This window comes from Candidatus Hydrogenedentota bacterium (assembly GCA_012730045.1).
Lineage (GTDB): Bacteria > Hydrogenedentota > Hydrogenedentia > Hydrogenedentales > CAITNO01 > JAAYBR01.
The window spans coordinates 14,159-29,789 of the sequence record JAAYBR010000032.1 but is presented as its reverse complement, the minus strand read 5'-3'; the positions used below and the strand labels follow the sequence as shown (position 1 = coordinate 29,789).

Annotated in this window: 7 protein-coding genes; 3 read left to right on the top strand and 4 right to left on the bottom strand. The window is 69.8% G+C overall.

From position 1 onward, the window contains the following. Window positions 1–14: 14 nt before the first annotated feature. On the bottom strand, window positions 15–1,907 hold the full coding sequence (locus GXY15_03375) for a glycosyltransferase family 39 protein (GenBank protein ID NLV40255.1): 1,893 nt from the start codon (window positions 1,905–1,907) through the stop codon (window positions 15–17). A gap of 38 nt (window positions 1,908–1,945) precedes the next feature. Further along, complete coding sequence (locus tag GXY15_03370) at window positions 1,946–3,046, bottom strand: hypothetical protein (protein ID NLV40254.1); 1,101 nt, start codon at window positions 3,044–3,046, stop codon at window positions 1,946–1,948. A 226-nt stretch (window positions 3,047–3,272) separates the two neighbouring features. On the opposite strand from GXY15_03370, the gene GXY15_03365 reads away from it, so the two are divergent. Beyond that, window positions 3,273–4,955, top strand: a complete 1,683-nt coding sequence (locus tag GXY15_03365; protein NLV40253.1) for a solute:sodium symporter family transporter — start codon at window positions 3,273–3,275, stop codon at window positions 4,953–4,955. An 18-nt stretch (window positions 4,956–4,973) separates the two neighbouring features. Next, a complete protein-coding gene (locus GXY15_03360) occupies window positions 4,974–8,183 on the top strand; it encodes a DUF4981 domain-containing protein (protein ID NLV40252.1) in 3,210 nt (1,069 codons plus the stop codon). Between the two features lie 374 nt (window positions 8,184–8,557). Here the strand turns inward: GXY15_03360 and priA are convergent, their stop codons facing one another. Together priA and GXY15_03350 are read right to left on the bottom strand one after the other, a co-directional pair. Continuing rightward, window positions 8,558–11,059 carry a primosomal protein N' gene (priA, locus tag GXY15_03355; protein NLV40251.1) on the bottom strand — a complete coding sequence of 834 codons (2,502 nt, stop codon included), beginning with the start codon at window positions 11,057–11,059 and terminating at the stop codon, window positions 8,558–8,560. A 201-nt stretch (window positions 11,060–11,260) separates the two neighbouring features. Then, window positions 11,261–12,805 carry a YifB family Mg chelatase-like AAA ATPase gene (locus GXY15_03350; protein ID NLV40250.1) on the bottom strand — a complete coding sequence of 515 codons (1,545 nt, stop codon included), beginning with the start codon at window positions 12,803–12,805 and terminating at the stop codon, window positions 11,261–11,263. Between the two features lie 157 nt (window positions 12,806–12,962). On the opposite strand from GXY15_03350, the gene GXY15_03345 reads away from it, so the two are divergent. Then, complete coding sequence (locus tag GXY15_03345) at window positions 12,963–15,443, top strand: hypothetical protein (GenBank protein NLV40249.1); 2,481 nt, start codon at window positions 12,963–12,965, stop codon at window positions 15,441–15,443. Window positions 15,444–15,631: the final 188 nt, after the last annotated feature.

Sequence of the window (15,631 nt, the reverse complement as noted above, 5' to 3'; positions counted from 1 at the left end):
GCCCCGCCCGGGGCCTAATATGCCACACCGAACCGGTCCAGCAGGGCCTTTCCCGCGTCGTTGGCGAGCAGGAGGGCGTCCCGCCGCCCGACCTCCCGTTGGACCAGCCCGTGCAGTTTCAGGGTTTCAGGCAGGAAGGGAACCACCCAGCGCCAGTCCTCCGCCTGCACGAACAGAAAGGCCGGCCTTGCCGAGTCGAGCCGCCGCGCGAACGCGCCGAGTTCGGCGCGCAGGTCCTCCTCGAAATGCAGCGCGCCGACGATGCGCTCCTCCTCCTCCTCAAGGGTGGTGTGAAGGGCTTTCAGGAGGGCGGCCCGCTCCTCCGGCGTGGGGGAGGCCAGGTCGGCGATGGGGATGTCCTCCACGGCCTCCTCGATGGCGTCCTTCGCATGAAGCTGCAGCCGCGCAGCCTGCATCAGCCTGTCCGGCGGAATGGAGGCCCTCCCGACCAGGTCCGTCAGCACGGACTCGTGGAACTTCTCGCTGTAAAAGACATACTCTTCCCGCGAGAAACCCACGCAGAAAAGGTCGTAGTCCTGGCCCAGTTCGGAGAGGGTTCGCACGGGGGCGCAGACGCGTTCGGCCGACTTGTAGGGGTCGAGGGCGGGGAACACGACGAAGGCCGCGCCGGTGAACAGCAGCGCGGCGGACCCCGCGACGGAGACGTGCAGGTTTCGGCACTCGTTGCGGCGAACGCAGGCGAGGGTGGCGGCGGCGGCCGCCAGCGCCGCCACGGAGACCACAAACGCGCCGGGGGTGTACTTGTCCGCATGCTCGGTGAGCAGGAGCGCGTGCGGGGCGAGGCCGATCAGCAGCAGGGCGGCGGCCCACACCAGCCCGGTGCGCTTCCGCCACGTCACCCGGTCGCTGTCCATCAGTTCCAGCACGGCGAGGGCGGTCAGGATGGCCAGGGCAGGATACAGCGGCAGGATGTAGATGGCGCGCTTGCCCACGGCGGCGGAGAAGAGCAGGAAGGCGGGAAGGGTCCAGCACCAGAGGAAATGGCGCATGCGGTCGGCGTGGCGGTTCTTCCAGGTGCGCCAGGCCACCCACGGGAGGAAAAGCGTCCAGGGCAGCCAGTCCGAGGGCAGGCTGACGACGTAGTACCAGGGCCACTGCGCCTTGCTCACGCCCATGACGGCGCGGCCGATGGTGTTGCGGAAGAGGTTGCCGCCGATGCCCTCGGCCACGGTGGTCTCGCCGCCTCCGGCGATGGCCAGCCGCGCGGGGATGTACCAGAGCATGACGATCAGCAGGGCCCCCGCCAGTCCGGCGACCCAGTGGACGGCCTTCCGGGAGTCCTTGTCGCGCCAGTAGAGCGAGAGGATCAGCATCAGGGGGAAGATGGCGGCGGGCGGCCCTTTGGCCAGCATCCCGGCGGCCACGGCGCCGTAGATGACGGGCAGGCGGAAGAACTTGCGGTCCTGGTCCCACTGCCAGAGGTGGTAGAGGGCCAGGGTGGTGCAGGCGGTGAGGAGCATGTCAATCTGGCCCGTGCGCGTCTGCCACCAGAAGCGGTAGCCCGTGGCCAGAATGGCGGCGGACCAGAACGCGACCCGCGCCCCGAACATGCGCCACGCCAGCATCCAGGTGAGGACCAGTGTCATCACACCGCCCAGCCACGAGGGAATCCGCGCCGTGAGGGGGGTGACATCGCCGGTGAGCTGCGAGAACGCGGCGATGGCCCAGAAGAGCAGGGGGGGCTTTTCCAGATAGTCTTCGCCGTTGACCTGCGGGACCAGATAATTGCCCCGCAGCATCATCTCGCGGGCGACCTGGGCGAAGCGGGGCTCGTCGGGTGCCCACACCCCGTAGCCGCCGAGATTGGCGCCCAGCAGCATGGCGGCGCCCAACAGCATCAACAGCGCCGTGCGAACGGGAAACAGACCGCCGTTTGGGTTGGTCATGCGATGGGGTCCTTTCCGGAGAAACCCGGGAAAACGGCCTACAAACCGGGGGGGAGATCCACCATGGGAACACCCGCAGGGGCGGACGGGGCCTCCCCGGCCGCGTCCGACAGGATGTCCGGCAGGGGGATGGGCAGGTCGCCGCCGGTGGCGGGCAGGGGGGGCGCCGCCGCGGGGTTGAGCAGATGGAGAACCCGGTCGCGGTCGGGCAGGAGCACATTGTCGGCAAAATGCTGGAGGGTGCGGCGGGTCTCCTCCTTCACGCGTTCATCGCGGATGCTCTCGGCGGCGATGTGGGAGCCGAGGGACTCGGCATAGCGCTGGATCATGGCGCCCTGGTCGCGGAGGATGGAGAGGGTCTCCGGTTTCACAGGGGGCGGCGTGTCGCCGAGCTGGACGGAAGGCGGCTCCGGCGCGCCCGCGGCGGCGGAGCGCTCCGCCACCAGCGGGTCGGCGGCGTAGGCGGCGGCGTAGGCGCCCCAATGGCGGTCATGGAGCACGCGGATGGCCAGCGTCTGGATGTCCGGCTCCTCTGTGGCCAGCGAGGCGACCGCCTCCAGGGCCGGCTGGAACTCCTGCGAGAACCGGTCGTACATGTCGTCCAGCGTGCTGCCCAGGAGGGAGACCGCCGGCGCGTCCGGGGCGAACTGCTCCACGAGATACCGGCGCACCACGGGGTCGCTCTGCGAGGTTCCGATATAGCCGGACACCATGCCCGCGTCCTTCTTGTCCCGGATCAGCAGGGGAAGATACTCCAGCGCCAGGACGACGTTGGCCCGGGCCTGGCGCTCCACCTCCTCCGGGGGCCTGTTGAAGCCGTTTTTGCGGGCCTCGGCCGCCCCGTCGGTGGCCGCGCGCAGCAGGTCCTTGGCCCGGAGGTTCTGGAAGGCCTCAAAGGGGTAGTCCGGCGCGGGCACGTCCAGCGCCGCATCCACGGAATTCGGGCGCGGCGGCGCGGCGGCGATGCGCTTCATGATCGCCTGCACCAGCTGCCAGTTGTTCACCACCACGTCCGACCCGGGCGTGGGCAGCGGCGCCCCCTGCGCGGGGGGCGCCGGGGCGGGGGCCTGCCCCGCGGCGGTGGCCGCGACAAGGGCGGAGAGTGTCAGCGTCAGGAAAAACGCGCGCAGCATGCTCATGTCAGCCTCAGGTTTCACCCGTTTCTGGGTGGCTCGCTCCAGTATACCCAACCGCCGCCCCTCTCCGCACACTGAATGCGGGAGGTGGAGGGGGGCACGGACCCGCCGTCCGTCAAGGTGTGAAAACCGGCGCTTTTCGAGTATCATGCATCCCGTATTCCGCGCGGCCGGGCGGCGGTCCGTGCGGGCAAGGGTCTGGGCAATACACTTCGGAAGGAACAGTGTCATGGCGTTGACATGGGTGGATGGTGCCGTATTCGTGGCGTTTGTCCTTGCCGTGCTGGGCATATCCCTGTACGCGGGGCGCAAGGGAAGGTCCTCGGAGGACTACTTCCTCGCGGGGCGCAGGCTGACGTGGCCGCTCATCGGGTTTTCCCTGATCGCGGCGAACATCAGCACGGAGCACTTCGTGGGCATGGCGGGGCAGGCCTTCGGGGAGACGGGCCTGGCCATCGCCAGCTACGAGTGGATGTCCGCCATCACGCTGGTCGTGGTGGCGTGGTTCCTGCTCCCCCGCTTCCTGAGCGCGGGCATTTACACCATGCCGGAGTTTCTGGAGTACCGCTACGACGCCAGGACGCGCGGCATCATGGCCAGCTACATGATGGTGGCCTACGTCGTGGTGCTGCTGGCCACGGTGCTCTACAGCGGGGCCATCGCGCTTAATGCGGTGTTCGGCATCCCCGAAATGTTCGAGGCCCGGCTGGGGCTGGAGCCTGAACAGGCGCGGTTCTGGGCGCTGGTGTTCTCCATCTGGGTGATCGGGATTCTGGCCGGGATTTACACCACTTACGGCGGGCTCAGCTCGGTGGTGTGGGCCGACCTGCTCCAGTGCTCCGCGCTGATGATCGGCGCGGTCATCGTGCTGTACTACGGCCTGGGCGAGCTCGGCGGGGGCAGCGTGACGGCCGGCTGGGCGAAGTTCACGTCCACCCATGTGGCCAAGCTGCACGTGGTGCGTCCTTGGAACGATCCGGCGATGCCGTGGATCGCGGTGTTCATCGGCGGGCTGTGGATCCCCAACCTCTTTTACTGGGGCCTGAACCAGTTCATCACGCAGCGCACGCTGGCGGCGAAGAGCCTGGCGGAGGGCCAGAAGGGCGTGCTGTTCGGCGCCATGCTCAAGCTGACCATCCCGTTCATCATCGTCATGCCCGGCATCATCGCCTACGACCTTTACGGGGACGTGATCAAGCACAGCGACAGCGCCTACCCCTACATGCTCGGCCAGATCCTGCCGTCCTGGGCGCGCGGGGTCATGCTGGCGGCCCTGGCGGGCGCGGTGATCAGCACCTTCAACTCGGGGCTGAACTCGGCGGCGACCATCTTCACCATTGACTTCTACAAGAAGCACCTCGTGAAGGACGCCGCGCCGGAGAAAATGGTCCGGGTGGGCCGTCTGGCCACGGTCTGCTTCGTCCTGATCGCCTGCCTGTGGGCGCCCATGATCTATGTGATGGGAGAGGGCGTCTTCAACTACATCCAGGAGTTCTGGGGCTTCTTCTCCCCCGGCATCGTCGCCGCCTTCATCGGCGGGCTCGTGTGGAAGAAGGCCCCGGCCAAGGCCGCCAAGTTCGCCCTGGTCGTCGGCCCCGCCATGTACGCCTGCTGCCGCGTGCCCGGCTGGCTGATCAAGGCCGCGTCCACGGGCGCGGACGGAACCTTCCAGATGCCCGGGGGCGTGGCCGGGGCGGTCTACCGCTTCTGCTCGGTGACCTTCCTTCACCACATGGCCCTCGTCTTCCTGCTGCTCATGCTGATCATCGGGATCATCGCGCGGCGGGAGCCCCTCCCGAAGGAGGTCACCATGCCCCGGTCGGAAATTGACCTCACGCCCGACCCCATGGTCAAGGTCTTCGGCGTGATCGTCATCGTCATCACCGTCGGCATCTACATCATCTGGCGCTAGGCGCAAAGGAACGCAACCATGAAGAAGGATACGGGACGAATGCTGTGGATGATCGCGGGCGCGGGGCTGGTGTGCGTGGCCGGGCTGGTGCTGGCGCAGGGATGCGCCCGCGCGGAAACCCCGGACTGGGAAAACCCCGGCATCGTGGGAATCAACAAGGAGGCGCCCTCCTGCACGAAGATGCCCTTCCCCGACGAGGCGTCGGCGCGCACGCAGCCGCGCGACGCGTCGCCGTGGCGCATGTCGCTGGACGGCGCGTGGAAGTTTAACTGGGTGCCCAAGCCCGCGGACCGGCCCCTGGACTTCTTCAAGCCGGATTTCGACGTGTCCGGCTGGAAGGAAATCCCCGTGCCGTCCGTGTGGGAGCTGGAGGGCTACGGCACCCCCATTTACTCGAACATCAAGTACCCCTTCCCGGCGGATCCGCCCAATATCCCGCATGACGACAACCCCGTCGGCTCCTACCGCCGCACCTTCACCGTGCCCGCGGAATGGGCCGGACGCGAGGTCTTCATCCAGTTCGGCGGCGTGTACAGCGCGTTTTACCTCTGGGTCAACGGCGAGAAGGTGGGCTACAGCCAGGAGAGCAAGACCCCGGCGGAGTTCCGCATCACCCCCTTCCTGAAGCCCGGCGAAAACACGCTGGCCGCCGAGGTGTACCGCTGGTGCGACGGCAGCTACCTGGAGGACCAGGATTACTGGCGCTTCAGCGGCATTTTCCGGCCTGTGTGCCTGTATTCCACCGCCGCGTCCCAGATCCGCGACTTCCACGTCCACAGCGACCTGAACGACGCGCTTGACGCCGCGAACGTCAAGGTTACGGCCAAGGTCCGCAACCTGTCGGGCACGGCGGGCGGCAAGATGTCCGTCGCCGTCAACCTGTACGACCCCGCCGGGAACCCCGTCGGCGCGTCGCCGTTCCTGACCCTGCCCGTGGCCCTGCCCGCGGCGGGGGAGGAGGCCGCGGCCACGGCGGAGGCGGCGGTGTCCGCACCGGCCCTGTGGTCGGCCGAAACCCCCAGCCTGTACACCGTCACGCTCACGCTGCTGGACGCGGCGGGGGAGACCGTCGAGGCGCATTCCTGCGTCCACGGCTTCCGCCGGGTCGAGGTGCGCGACGGCGTCTTCCTGGTGAACGGGGTGCCGGTGAAGATCAAGGGCGTGAACCGGCACGAGCACGACCCCGAGGCGGGGCGCGTGGTCTCCGTGGAGAGCATGGAGCGCGACGTCCGCCTGATGAAGCAGCTCAACATGAACACCGTGCGCACGTCGCACTACCCGAACCGTCCCGAGTGGTACGACCTGTGCGACCGCATCGGCCTGTTCGTCATTGACGAGGCGAATATCGAGTCCCACGGCATGGGCTACAACCCGGACATCTCGCTGGGCAACCAGCCCGCCTGGGAGAAGACGCACCTCGACCGCATCGGGCGCATGGTCGAGCGCGACAAGAACCACCCCAGCGTGATCATGTGGTCCATGGGCAACGAGGCCGGCCCCGGCTGCAACTTCACCGCGTCGGCGGCGCTCATCCGGAAGCTGGACCCGGGCCGGCCGGTCCACTACGAGCGCGACAACACGCACACCGACGTGCACAGCGAGATGTACACCAAGATCACCGGGCTTCTGGAGTACGTGGAGAAGGGCGACAAGAAGCCCTTCTTCCTCTGCGAGTACGCCCACGCCATGGGCAACAGCGTCGGAAATTTCCAGGACTACTGGGACGCCATCGAGGCGCATCCGGTCCTCATGGGCGGGTGCATCTGGGACTTCGTGGACCAGGGCATCAAGAAGCCCTTCGCCGACCCGCGCGGGCCGCGGGTGGAGCGCGCCGCCTGCTGGAAGGAGGACTGGTTCTACGCCTACGGCGGCGACTACAACGACACGCCGAACGACGCCAATTTCTGCTGCAACGGCATCGTCCACGCCGACCGCACGCTCCACCCCTCGGCGCTGGAGGTGAAGAAGGTCTACCAGTTCCTCAAGGTCGTGCCCGTGGACCTCGCCAAGGGCGAAGTGAAGATCGTCAACAAGTACGACTTCGTGGCCACGGACTTCCTGAAGGGCGCGTGGAAGGTCGAGGTGGACGGCAAGACCGTCCAGTCCGGCGAACTGCCCGTGCCGGTCATCCCGCCGAAGGGCGAGGCCGGGATTGCGGTGCCGTTCACGCCCGTCACACCCGGTCCCGGACAGGAGGCCTTCCTGACGGTCTCCTTCGCCCTGGCGAAGGACCTGCCCTGGGCGGAGGCCGGATTTGAGGTGGCGTGGGACCAGATGCCCCTGCCCTGCGCGGCGGCCCCGGCCCCCGTGCTCGCCGCGAAGGACCTGCCCGCCGTGAAGCTGGACAAGCGCGGCGGCCGGTTCACCGCCTCGGGCGACGGCTTCGCCGTGGCCGTGGACAAGAAGACCGGCATGATTTCCTCGTGGACCGTGGACGGCAAGGAGTTGCTGGCCGCCCCGCTCACGCCGAATTTCTGGCGCGCCCCCACGGACAACGACAACGGAAACAACGCCCCGCGCCGCCTGAAGATGTGGAAGGACCCCGTGGGCGAGGGCAAGGTGTCCAAGGTGGACGCCGCCGAAAAGGGAAACACCGTCGAGATCACCGCGAAACTGGCCCTCGGCGCGGCGGGCGCGTCGCAGACCCTGCGCTACACCGTCTTCGGCAACGGCGACGTGGTGGTGGACAACGCGTTTGATCCGTCGAAGAAGGCCCCCGAGCTGCAGCGCTTCGGCATGCGCATGGCCCTGCCCGCGCAGTACAGCCGCCTGGCGTGGTTCGGCCGCGGCCCCCAGGAGAACTACTGGGACCGCCTCACCGGCGCGGCCGTCGGCCTGCACACGCTCCCCGTGGCGGAGGCGTGGTACCCCTACGTCGAGCCGCAGGAGACGGGCAACCGCACGGAGGTGCGCTGGGCCGCCCTCACGGACGACGCGGGGAACGGCCTGCTGGCCGTCGGCATGCCGCTGCTCCAGGTGAGCGCGTGGCCCTTCGCCCAGGAGGACCTCGAGGGCAACGAGCACTCCTGCTCCGTGCCCTGCCGCGACTTCACGACCTTCAACGTGGACATGGGCCAGACCGGCGTGGGCGGCGACGACAGCTGGGGCGCGAAGCCCCTCGACAAGTACACCCTCGACTGCAAGCCCTATGAATACCGCTTCCGGCTGACCCCCCTGCGCGCGGGCAAAAACACCCCCGAACAGGAGGCCCGCCGCGGCGTGGAGTAGACTGAAGCGTTGGGGCACTTCAAAGTGGACCGTGCCGCTCTTGCGTGTTCGGACTCTGCTTCCCCGGAGGGGAAGAATGTCAATAGCCGGAGGTGACCGAAGGGAACCTCCGGACAGGCACCCGGGATCCACAACCCCGAAGGGGTTGAATGCGTGTTCGCGGCAGACAGGTCCGCGAGCCCGTTCACATTCAACCCCTTCGGGGTTGGTTTCTATCAACCCCCTCCCACCGGAGGTTCCCTTCGGTCACCTCCGGCTATTGACATTTGTCCCCTTCGGGGACATTCCCCGAAACAGCCTGGGGGCGGGCATCGAAACCGCAGCGGCAGCGTGGAAGGGCGCGCGGAGCCGGACACCGTTCTTCTTTGCCTGCCCTAATACAGCCCGTAGGGGTCGAGGTCGAGCTTGAGGCTGACCTTGGCGTTTTGGCCCTGCGCGAAGTCGTCGCGCATGCGGCGGGCCGCGGCGTTGATCCGCCCCGCGCTCTTGGAGAAGAGCGCGAGGTTCCAGCGGTATTTCTTGTTCACCCGCCGGATGAGCGCCGGGGCCGGACCGACAATCTCCATCCCCCGGAAGTCCCCCTCCCGCAGGATCGCCTGGCCCAGGTTGCGCAGGCGGAACCCCTCGCGCTCGGCCACCTCGGGATCCTCCGACTCGATGAGGAAGTGCGCCAGCCGGCGGAAGGGCGGGTAGCCCGCCTTGCGCCGGTGCTCCAGCTCCGTCGCGTAGAAGGTCTCGTAGTCGTGCCCCGCCGCCGCCGCGACGGCGTAGTGCAGGGGATGCCAGGTCTGGATGTACACCGTGCCCGGCCGGTCGCCGCGCCCCGCGCGGCCCGCCACCTGCGTCAGGAGCTGGAAGGTCTGCTCGGCGGCGCGGAAGTCCGGCAGCGCGAGGCCGCTGTCCGCGTTGATCACGCCCACCAGCGTCACGCCGGGGTAGTCGTGGCCCTTGGCGAGCATCTGCGTGCCGATGAGGATGTCAATCTCCCCGGCGGCGAAGCACCCGAGGATTTTCGCGTGGCCGCCCCGGCCCGCCGTGGTGTCGGCGTCCATCCGGGCGACCCGCGCCCCCGGGAACGCGCGCAGGAGGTAGTCCTCCGCCTTCTGCGTGCCCAGGCCCACATAGGCCAGCCCGCGGAACCCGCACCGCTCGCAGGCACCGGGCTTGGGCTGCTCCGCGTTGCAGTAGTGGCACCGGAGCACGCCGCCGCTGCTGTGGTAGGTCAGGCTGACCTGGCAGTTCTCGCAGCCCGCCACCCACCCGCATTTCGGGCAGAGGACGTAGGGGGCGAAGCCCCGCCGGTTCAGCAGCAGGATGCACTGCTCCCCGGCGGCCACGCGGTCCGTCACCGCCCGCTCCAGCGCCTGCGACAGGATCACCTGGCCGGGAGACTCGGCGGCCTCCTCCCGCATGTTCACCAGCCGGACTTCGGGCAGGGCGCCGCGCGTGGCGCGCGTGAGCAGCTCGATCCGCTCCGACTTGCCCAGGTCCGTGTTGTGCCGCGACTCCACGGAGGGCGTGGCCGACCCCAGCACGCACACGGCCCCCAGCCTCCGCGCCCGCATGATCGCCACGTCCCGCGCGTGGTAACGCGGCGTCTCGCCCTGCTTGTACGAGCTGTCGTGCTCCTCGTCCACCACGATGATGCCGAGGTTGGGCAGGGGGGCGAACACGGCGGACCGCGCGCCCACGACGATGCGCACCTCGCCGCGCCGCGCGCGCCGCCACTCGTCGTAGCGCTCGCCCTGGCTCAGGGCGCTGTGCAGCACGGCGATGGACTGGCTGAACCGCGCGTAGAAGCGCCCCACGGTCTGCGGGGTGAGCGAGATTTCCGGCACGAGGATGATGGCGTCGCGGCCCAGCTCCAGAAACCGCTCGATGGCCTGGAGGTACACCTCGGTCTTGCCGGAGCCCGTGATGCCGCGCAGGAGGAAGGTGCGGTACTCCCGGGACTCGCCCGCCGCGCAGAGGGCCTCAAAGGCCCGGCGCTGCTCCGGGTTCAGGGGGAACTTCTCCGCCGCGTGCGGCGGCGCGTTCATGTCCGGCGCGCGGTAGATTTCCCGCTGGACCCGCCCGATGAGCCCCTTCTTCTCCAGCGCCGCCAGCACCCCCGCGTCCACCCGGTGCTTGTCGTACAGCTCCGAGGCCGCGCGCTCCGGCGCGCCGTGGAGCAGGTCCAGGTAGACCCCCGCCTGCTTCGGCGCGCGCCGCTGCATCGCCTCCAGCGCCGCCGCGTCCGGCACCGCCTCCTCCACCAGCACCGCCCAGGTCTCCGTCATGATGGAGACGCCGCCCTCCTCCCTCGCCTCCTCCTCGACCACCAGCCCGCGCCGCACCAGCGCCATCAGCGTGTTGCTCAGGGCCTGCGCCCCCGCGGCCCGCGCGAGCTGCACCCGCGTCAGCGGGCCCTTGGCGTACAACGCCGCCACGATCTTCGCCTGCCGCTCCGACAGCCGACCCTCGCCCGCGCGCTCCGTCACCAGCCGGTAGGCCTTCTTCGCCCCGCCGGAGCGCAGCCCCGCGGGCACGGCGCAGTGCAGCGCCTCGCCCCACGAGCAGCAGTAGTAGTCCGCCATCCACCGGCACAGCGCCAGCATCTCCGCGTCAAAGACCGGCTCCTCGTCCGGCAGGTCCAGCAGCCGCCGCACCTTGTCCGGGGCCAGGTCCGTTCGGGGGCTCAGGGCGGTGATGTAGCCCGTGGCGATGCGCTCGCGCATGGGCGCCAGGGCCCGCATGCCGGGGGCCGCCCGCTCCCGCAGCGACGCGGGCACCGCATAGGTGAAGGTCTGGTCCAGCGGCAGGGCGAACACCACGTCCGCGTACAGGGCGTCTGTCGCGGTCTCCGGGGGATGGGGGGTGTGCCTGGGCTCGCGCATGAAGATTCCGGGGTGCGGCGGACCCTTCCGCCGCGCCCCCCAGCCTACCACAACCCCCGCCGCACCCGAAAGGGACCGCCCGCAACGACGCGCCATCTTGGCGCGTTCTTGGGGTTTTCGTTGAACCGAAGAACGCGCCAAGATGGCGCGTCTACGTGTCCCGCCCTCGGCGGTCCGGGGCTCGTCGTGGCGCCGGCGGCCCTACGCGCCGGCGAAGAGCTGCTGGTCCAGGCTGCGGTACTGGACGGCCTCGCCGACGTGGTGCTCGCGGATGATGTCGGCGCCCTCGAGGTCGGCGAGGGTGCGCGAGACGCGGAGGATCTTGTCGTAGGCGCGGGCGCTGAGGCCGAGTCGGTTGAGGGCGCTTTCCAGCATGCCCTTGGCACCCTCGGTGGTCGCGCAGTGCTTGCGGATGGCGCGGGTGTCGAGGTGGGCGTTGCAGGTGTGCCGTCCGCCGAGGCGGTGCTGCTGGCGGTCGCGGGCCTCCTGCACCTGGGCGCGGACCTCGGCGCTGGTGGGGCCGCTGGCGCGGTGGTCCGTCAGCTCCTCGAACGAGAGGGGCGGCACGTCCACATGGATGTCAATGCGGTCGAGGAGCGGCCCGGACACGCGGCCCATGTAGCGCTGGACCTCGCCCAGGCTGCACCGGCAGACCTTGCGCGGGTCCGTGCGGCAGCCGCAGGGGCAGGGGTTCATGGCCACCACCAGCATGAAGCGGCTGGGGTAGGTGACGGAGTAGTTCGCCCGGCGGATGTGGACCTGGCCCTCCTCCAGCGGCTGGCGCAGCACCTCCAGCGTGGCCCGGTTGAACTCCGGCAGCTCGTCGAGGAAGAGCACGCCGTTGTGCGCGAGGCTCACCTCGCCGGGGCAGGCCGTCGGCCCGCCGCCGCCGCCGGCGATGGACACGGTGGTCGAGGTGTGGTGGGGGCTGCGGAAGGGCCGCGAGACCACCAGCGCGTCGCGCCGCGCGATGCTCGGCATGACGCTGTAGATGCGCGTGGTTTCCAGGGACTCCTCGAAGGTCATCTCGGGCAGGATGCCCGGCAGGCGCGACGCGAGCATGGTCTTGCCCGTGCCCGGCGGGCCCACCATCAGCAGGTTGTGGCCCCCCGCCGCCGCCACGGTCAGCGCGCGCTTCACGGCGCCCTGCCCCTTCACGTCGCTGAGGTCCGGCACCTCGCGGTGGGCCGACGAGAAGGCCGCCGCCACGTCCGTCACATGCGGGGCGATCTCCTCCGCGCCCGAGAGGAAGGCGTGCGCCCCGTGGAGCGACCCCACGGGCAGCACCTGTATCTTGTCCGTGACCCCCGCCTCGCCCGCGTTGTGCCTCGGCAGCAGGATGCCCTCCAGCCCCAGGTCCCGCGCCGTGATCGTCATGGCCAGCGCGCCCGCCACGGGCCGCACCGACCCGTCCAGCGCCAGCTCGCCCACGATCAGGTGGCTGCGCAGGCGCGCGCCCTTGAGCTGCCCCGTCGCCGCGAGAATGCCCAGGGCGATGGGCAGGTCCAGCGCGCTGCCCTGCTTGCGCATGTCCGCCGGGGCCAGGTTCACCACCACGTTCCCCGTCGGCGTGCGGAACCCCGAATTGCGGATCGCCGCCAGCACGCGGTCCTCGCTCTCCTTCACCGCCGCGTCCGGCAGCCCCACCACCTTGAACCGGAACATGCCCGGCCCGGCGTCCACCTCCACCGCCAGCGGGTACGCGTCAATCCCCACGACGGCGCAAGACTGTATTCTGGCCAGCATCCGGAGAAGCCTCCCCCGCGCCCGCAGGGGCGCATCCCCGGCATTGTCCCCAAAACCCCGCCCGCGATGCAAGGACGGCAGACCCGCACGGGCTATAATGGCGTGCGGACGGGTTGCCCGGACGCGGGGCGGAAGCCGTCCGGACGGGAGGCAGGTCATGCTGGCATTCATTGCGGCACTGGGCATCGGGTGCATGGTCCACGGGGCGGCCCCGGCGCCGGGGGAGACGGCCACGGCGGCGGAGTGGGCGGCGGCGAAGTTCGCCGGCGCGCCCGCGCCGGACCCCGGCATGTTCATTGAGGTGCTGGGGAATTACGGGCCCGTGCACCAGAACACACGGGGAGGCAAACCGCTGTGCCTTCGCGGCGCGGACGGCGGGGTGCGGCGGCATGACCGGGGGCTGTACTGCCACGCGCCGGGGGCGCTGCGGGTGACGCTGGACCGGCCCGCCGCGCGGCTGGAGGCCGTCGTGGGGGTGGACGGGAACGACCAGACTTCGGGCGGCAGGGGCAGCGTTGTGTTTGCGGTTTCCGTGGGGGACCGCACGGTGTGGACGTCGGGCACGCTTACGGAGGCCGGGCCCGCGGCGGAGGTGTCGGCGGACCTGGGCGGCGCGCGGGTCTTCACGCTGGGCCTCGGCGACGGCGGCGACGGCAACGCCTGCGACCAGGGGGACTGGGCGGACGCGCGGGTGGTGTGCGCCGACGGGTCCGTGGTGGGACTGGGCGACCTGCCCCTGCGCGACCGCACCGCGCCGGGCTTCGACGGCGCGCCGTTCTTCTCGTTCACCTGCGGCGGGAAGGCGTCGGCGGACCTGCTGCCGTCGTGGACGGTGACCCGCGCCACGGAGGCGCCGGACGCGCGCCGCGCGCGCCACACCGCCACCTGGACGGACCCGGAGACGGGGCTGGAGGTCCGCTGCGACGGGGTGCGGTATCTCGACTTCCCCACGGTGGAGTGGACGCTGCATTTCCGGAACACCGGCGCGGCGGACACGCCGCTGCTGGAGAATGTCCGGGCCGTGGACACGGCGTTCCGCCGCGACCCGCACAGCGAGTTCCTGATGCGCGGCATCCGCGGCGACAACTGCACCAGCGCCAGCTATGAGCCCCTGGAGACGCCGCTGCCGCCGAAGGAGCGCGTCCGCCTCGCCTGCACGGGCGGCCGCCCCACGCAGGAGGTCTTCCCCGGGTTCAACATCGCGTGGGGCGGCGGGGGCGTGATCTGCGCGCTGGGCTGGCCCGGGCAGTGGGCGGCGGACTTCACCCGCGACGACGGGGAGACGCTCCGGATTTCCGGCGGGCAGGAGGACGCGCACTTCATCCTGCACCCCGGCGAGGCGGTGCGCGGGCCGCTGGTGGTGCTTCAGTTCTACACGGGCGACTGGCTCCGCGCGCAGAACGTCTGGCGCGCGTGGATGCTGGCGCACAACACCCCCGCCCCCGGCGGCAGGCCGCTGGCGCCGATGCGGTCGCTCTGCAACGGGAACTACTACCCGGGCCTCATGACCGTGGCGGCCTCCGAGCGCGCCTTTATCGAGCGGCATCTGGCGGAGCAGGTGGACTTCACCTGCTGGTGGCAGGACGCGGGATGGTACCCCTGCGACGGCCCCGGCTGGCCCAAGACCGGCACCTGGGAGGTGGACCGGGGGCGCTTTCCCGGCGGCCTGCGCGAACTCAGCGACCTGGTCCACGCCCACGGGAAGTCCGTGCTGGTGTGGTTCGAGCCGGAACGGGTCCACGCGGGCACCTGGCTGGCCGACGAGCGTCCGGAATGGGTCCACGGCGGCCGGAAGGGCGGGCTCCTCGACCTGGGCAACCCCGCCTGCCGCGAATGGCTGACGGACCATGTCGCCGGGCTCATGGACGCGGAGGGCATTGACCACTACCGGCAGGACTTCAACATGGACCCGCTGCCCTTCTGGCGCGGCGCCGACACGGAGGACCGGCGGGGCCTCACGGAGATCCGGCACGTCGAGGGCTACCTCGCCTACTGGGACGCCCTGCGCGCGCGGCGGCCGGACATGTTCATTGACTCCTGCGCCTCCGGCGGCCGCCGCAACGACCTGGAGACCCTCCGCCGCGCCGTGCCCCTGCTCCGCAGCGACTGGTACTGGTCCGAGGCGGGCCAGCAGTGCCTCAGCTACGGCCTGTCCCTGTGGATCCCCTACCACGGCACGGGCGTCATCTACGACCACGACGCCTACTGGTGGCGCAGCAGCATGGCCCCCGAGATGTCCTTCGGCCCCGCCGCCGCCGGCGTGGAGAAAACCGATTTTGCGCTTCTGCGGAAGATGACCGCCGAACACCGGCGCATCGCGCCCTACCTCCTCGGCGATTTCCATCCCCTGACCCCGTACACCCGCGAGGAGAACGCCTGGATGGTCCTCCAGTTCGACCGTCCGGACCTGGGCGGCGGCGTGGTCCGCGCCTTCCGCCGCACGGAAAGCATCTACGAATCCGCGCGCGTCCCCCTCCGGGGCCTCGACCCGGCGGCGGCCTACACCGTCACCGACCTCGACACCGGAGAATCCCAGTCCCTGACCGGCCGCGCCCTCACGGAGCAGGGGCTTCCCCTCCTCCTGCCCGAACGACCGTCGGCCAGGGTGTTCATGTACGAGGGAAACAAACCAAAGTAACCGACTTATTGGCAGCAGGTTACATAGAAACCCGCCCTCCGGGCCAGCCTTCCGGCTTCTGGAATTATAAGGAGTTTAGCGAGTTTAGGTTTTTTCGATAAACTCCGTAAACTCCTTATAATTCGGCACGCACCCGCGCTCACGGGGTGCCCAGCCCTGCCATGTGATATATTGGGAGCGGAAGCCGG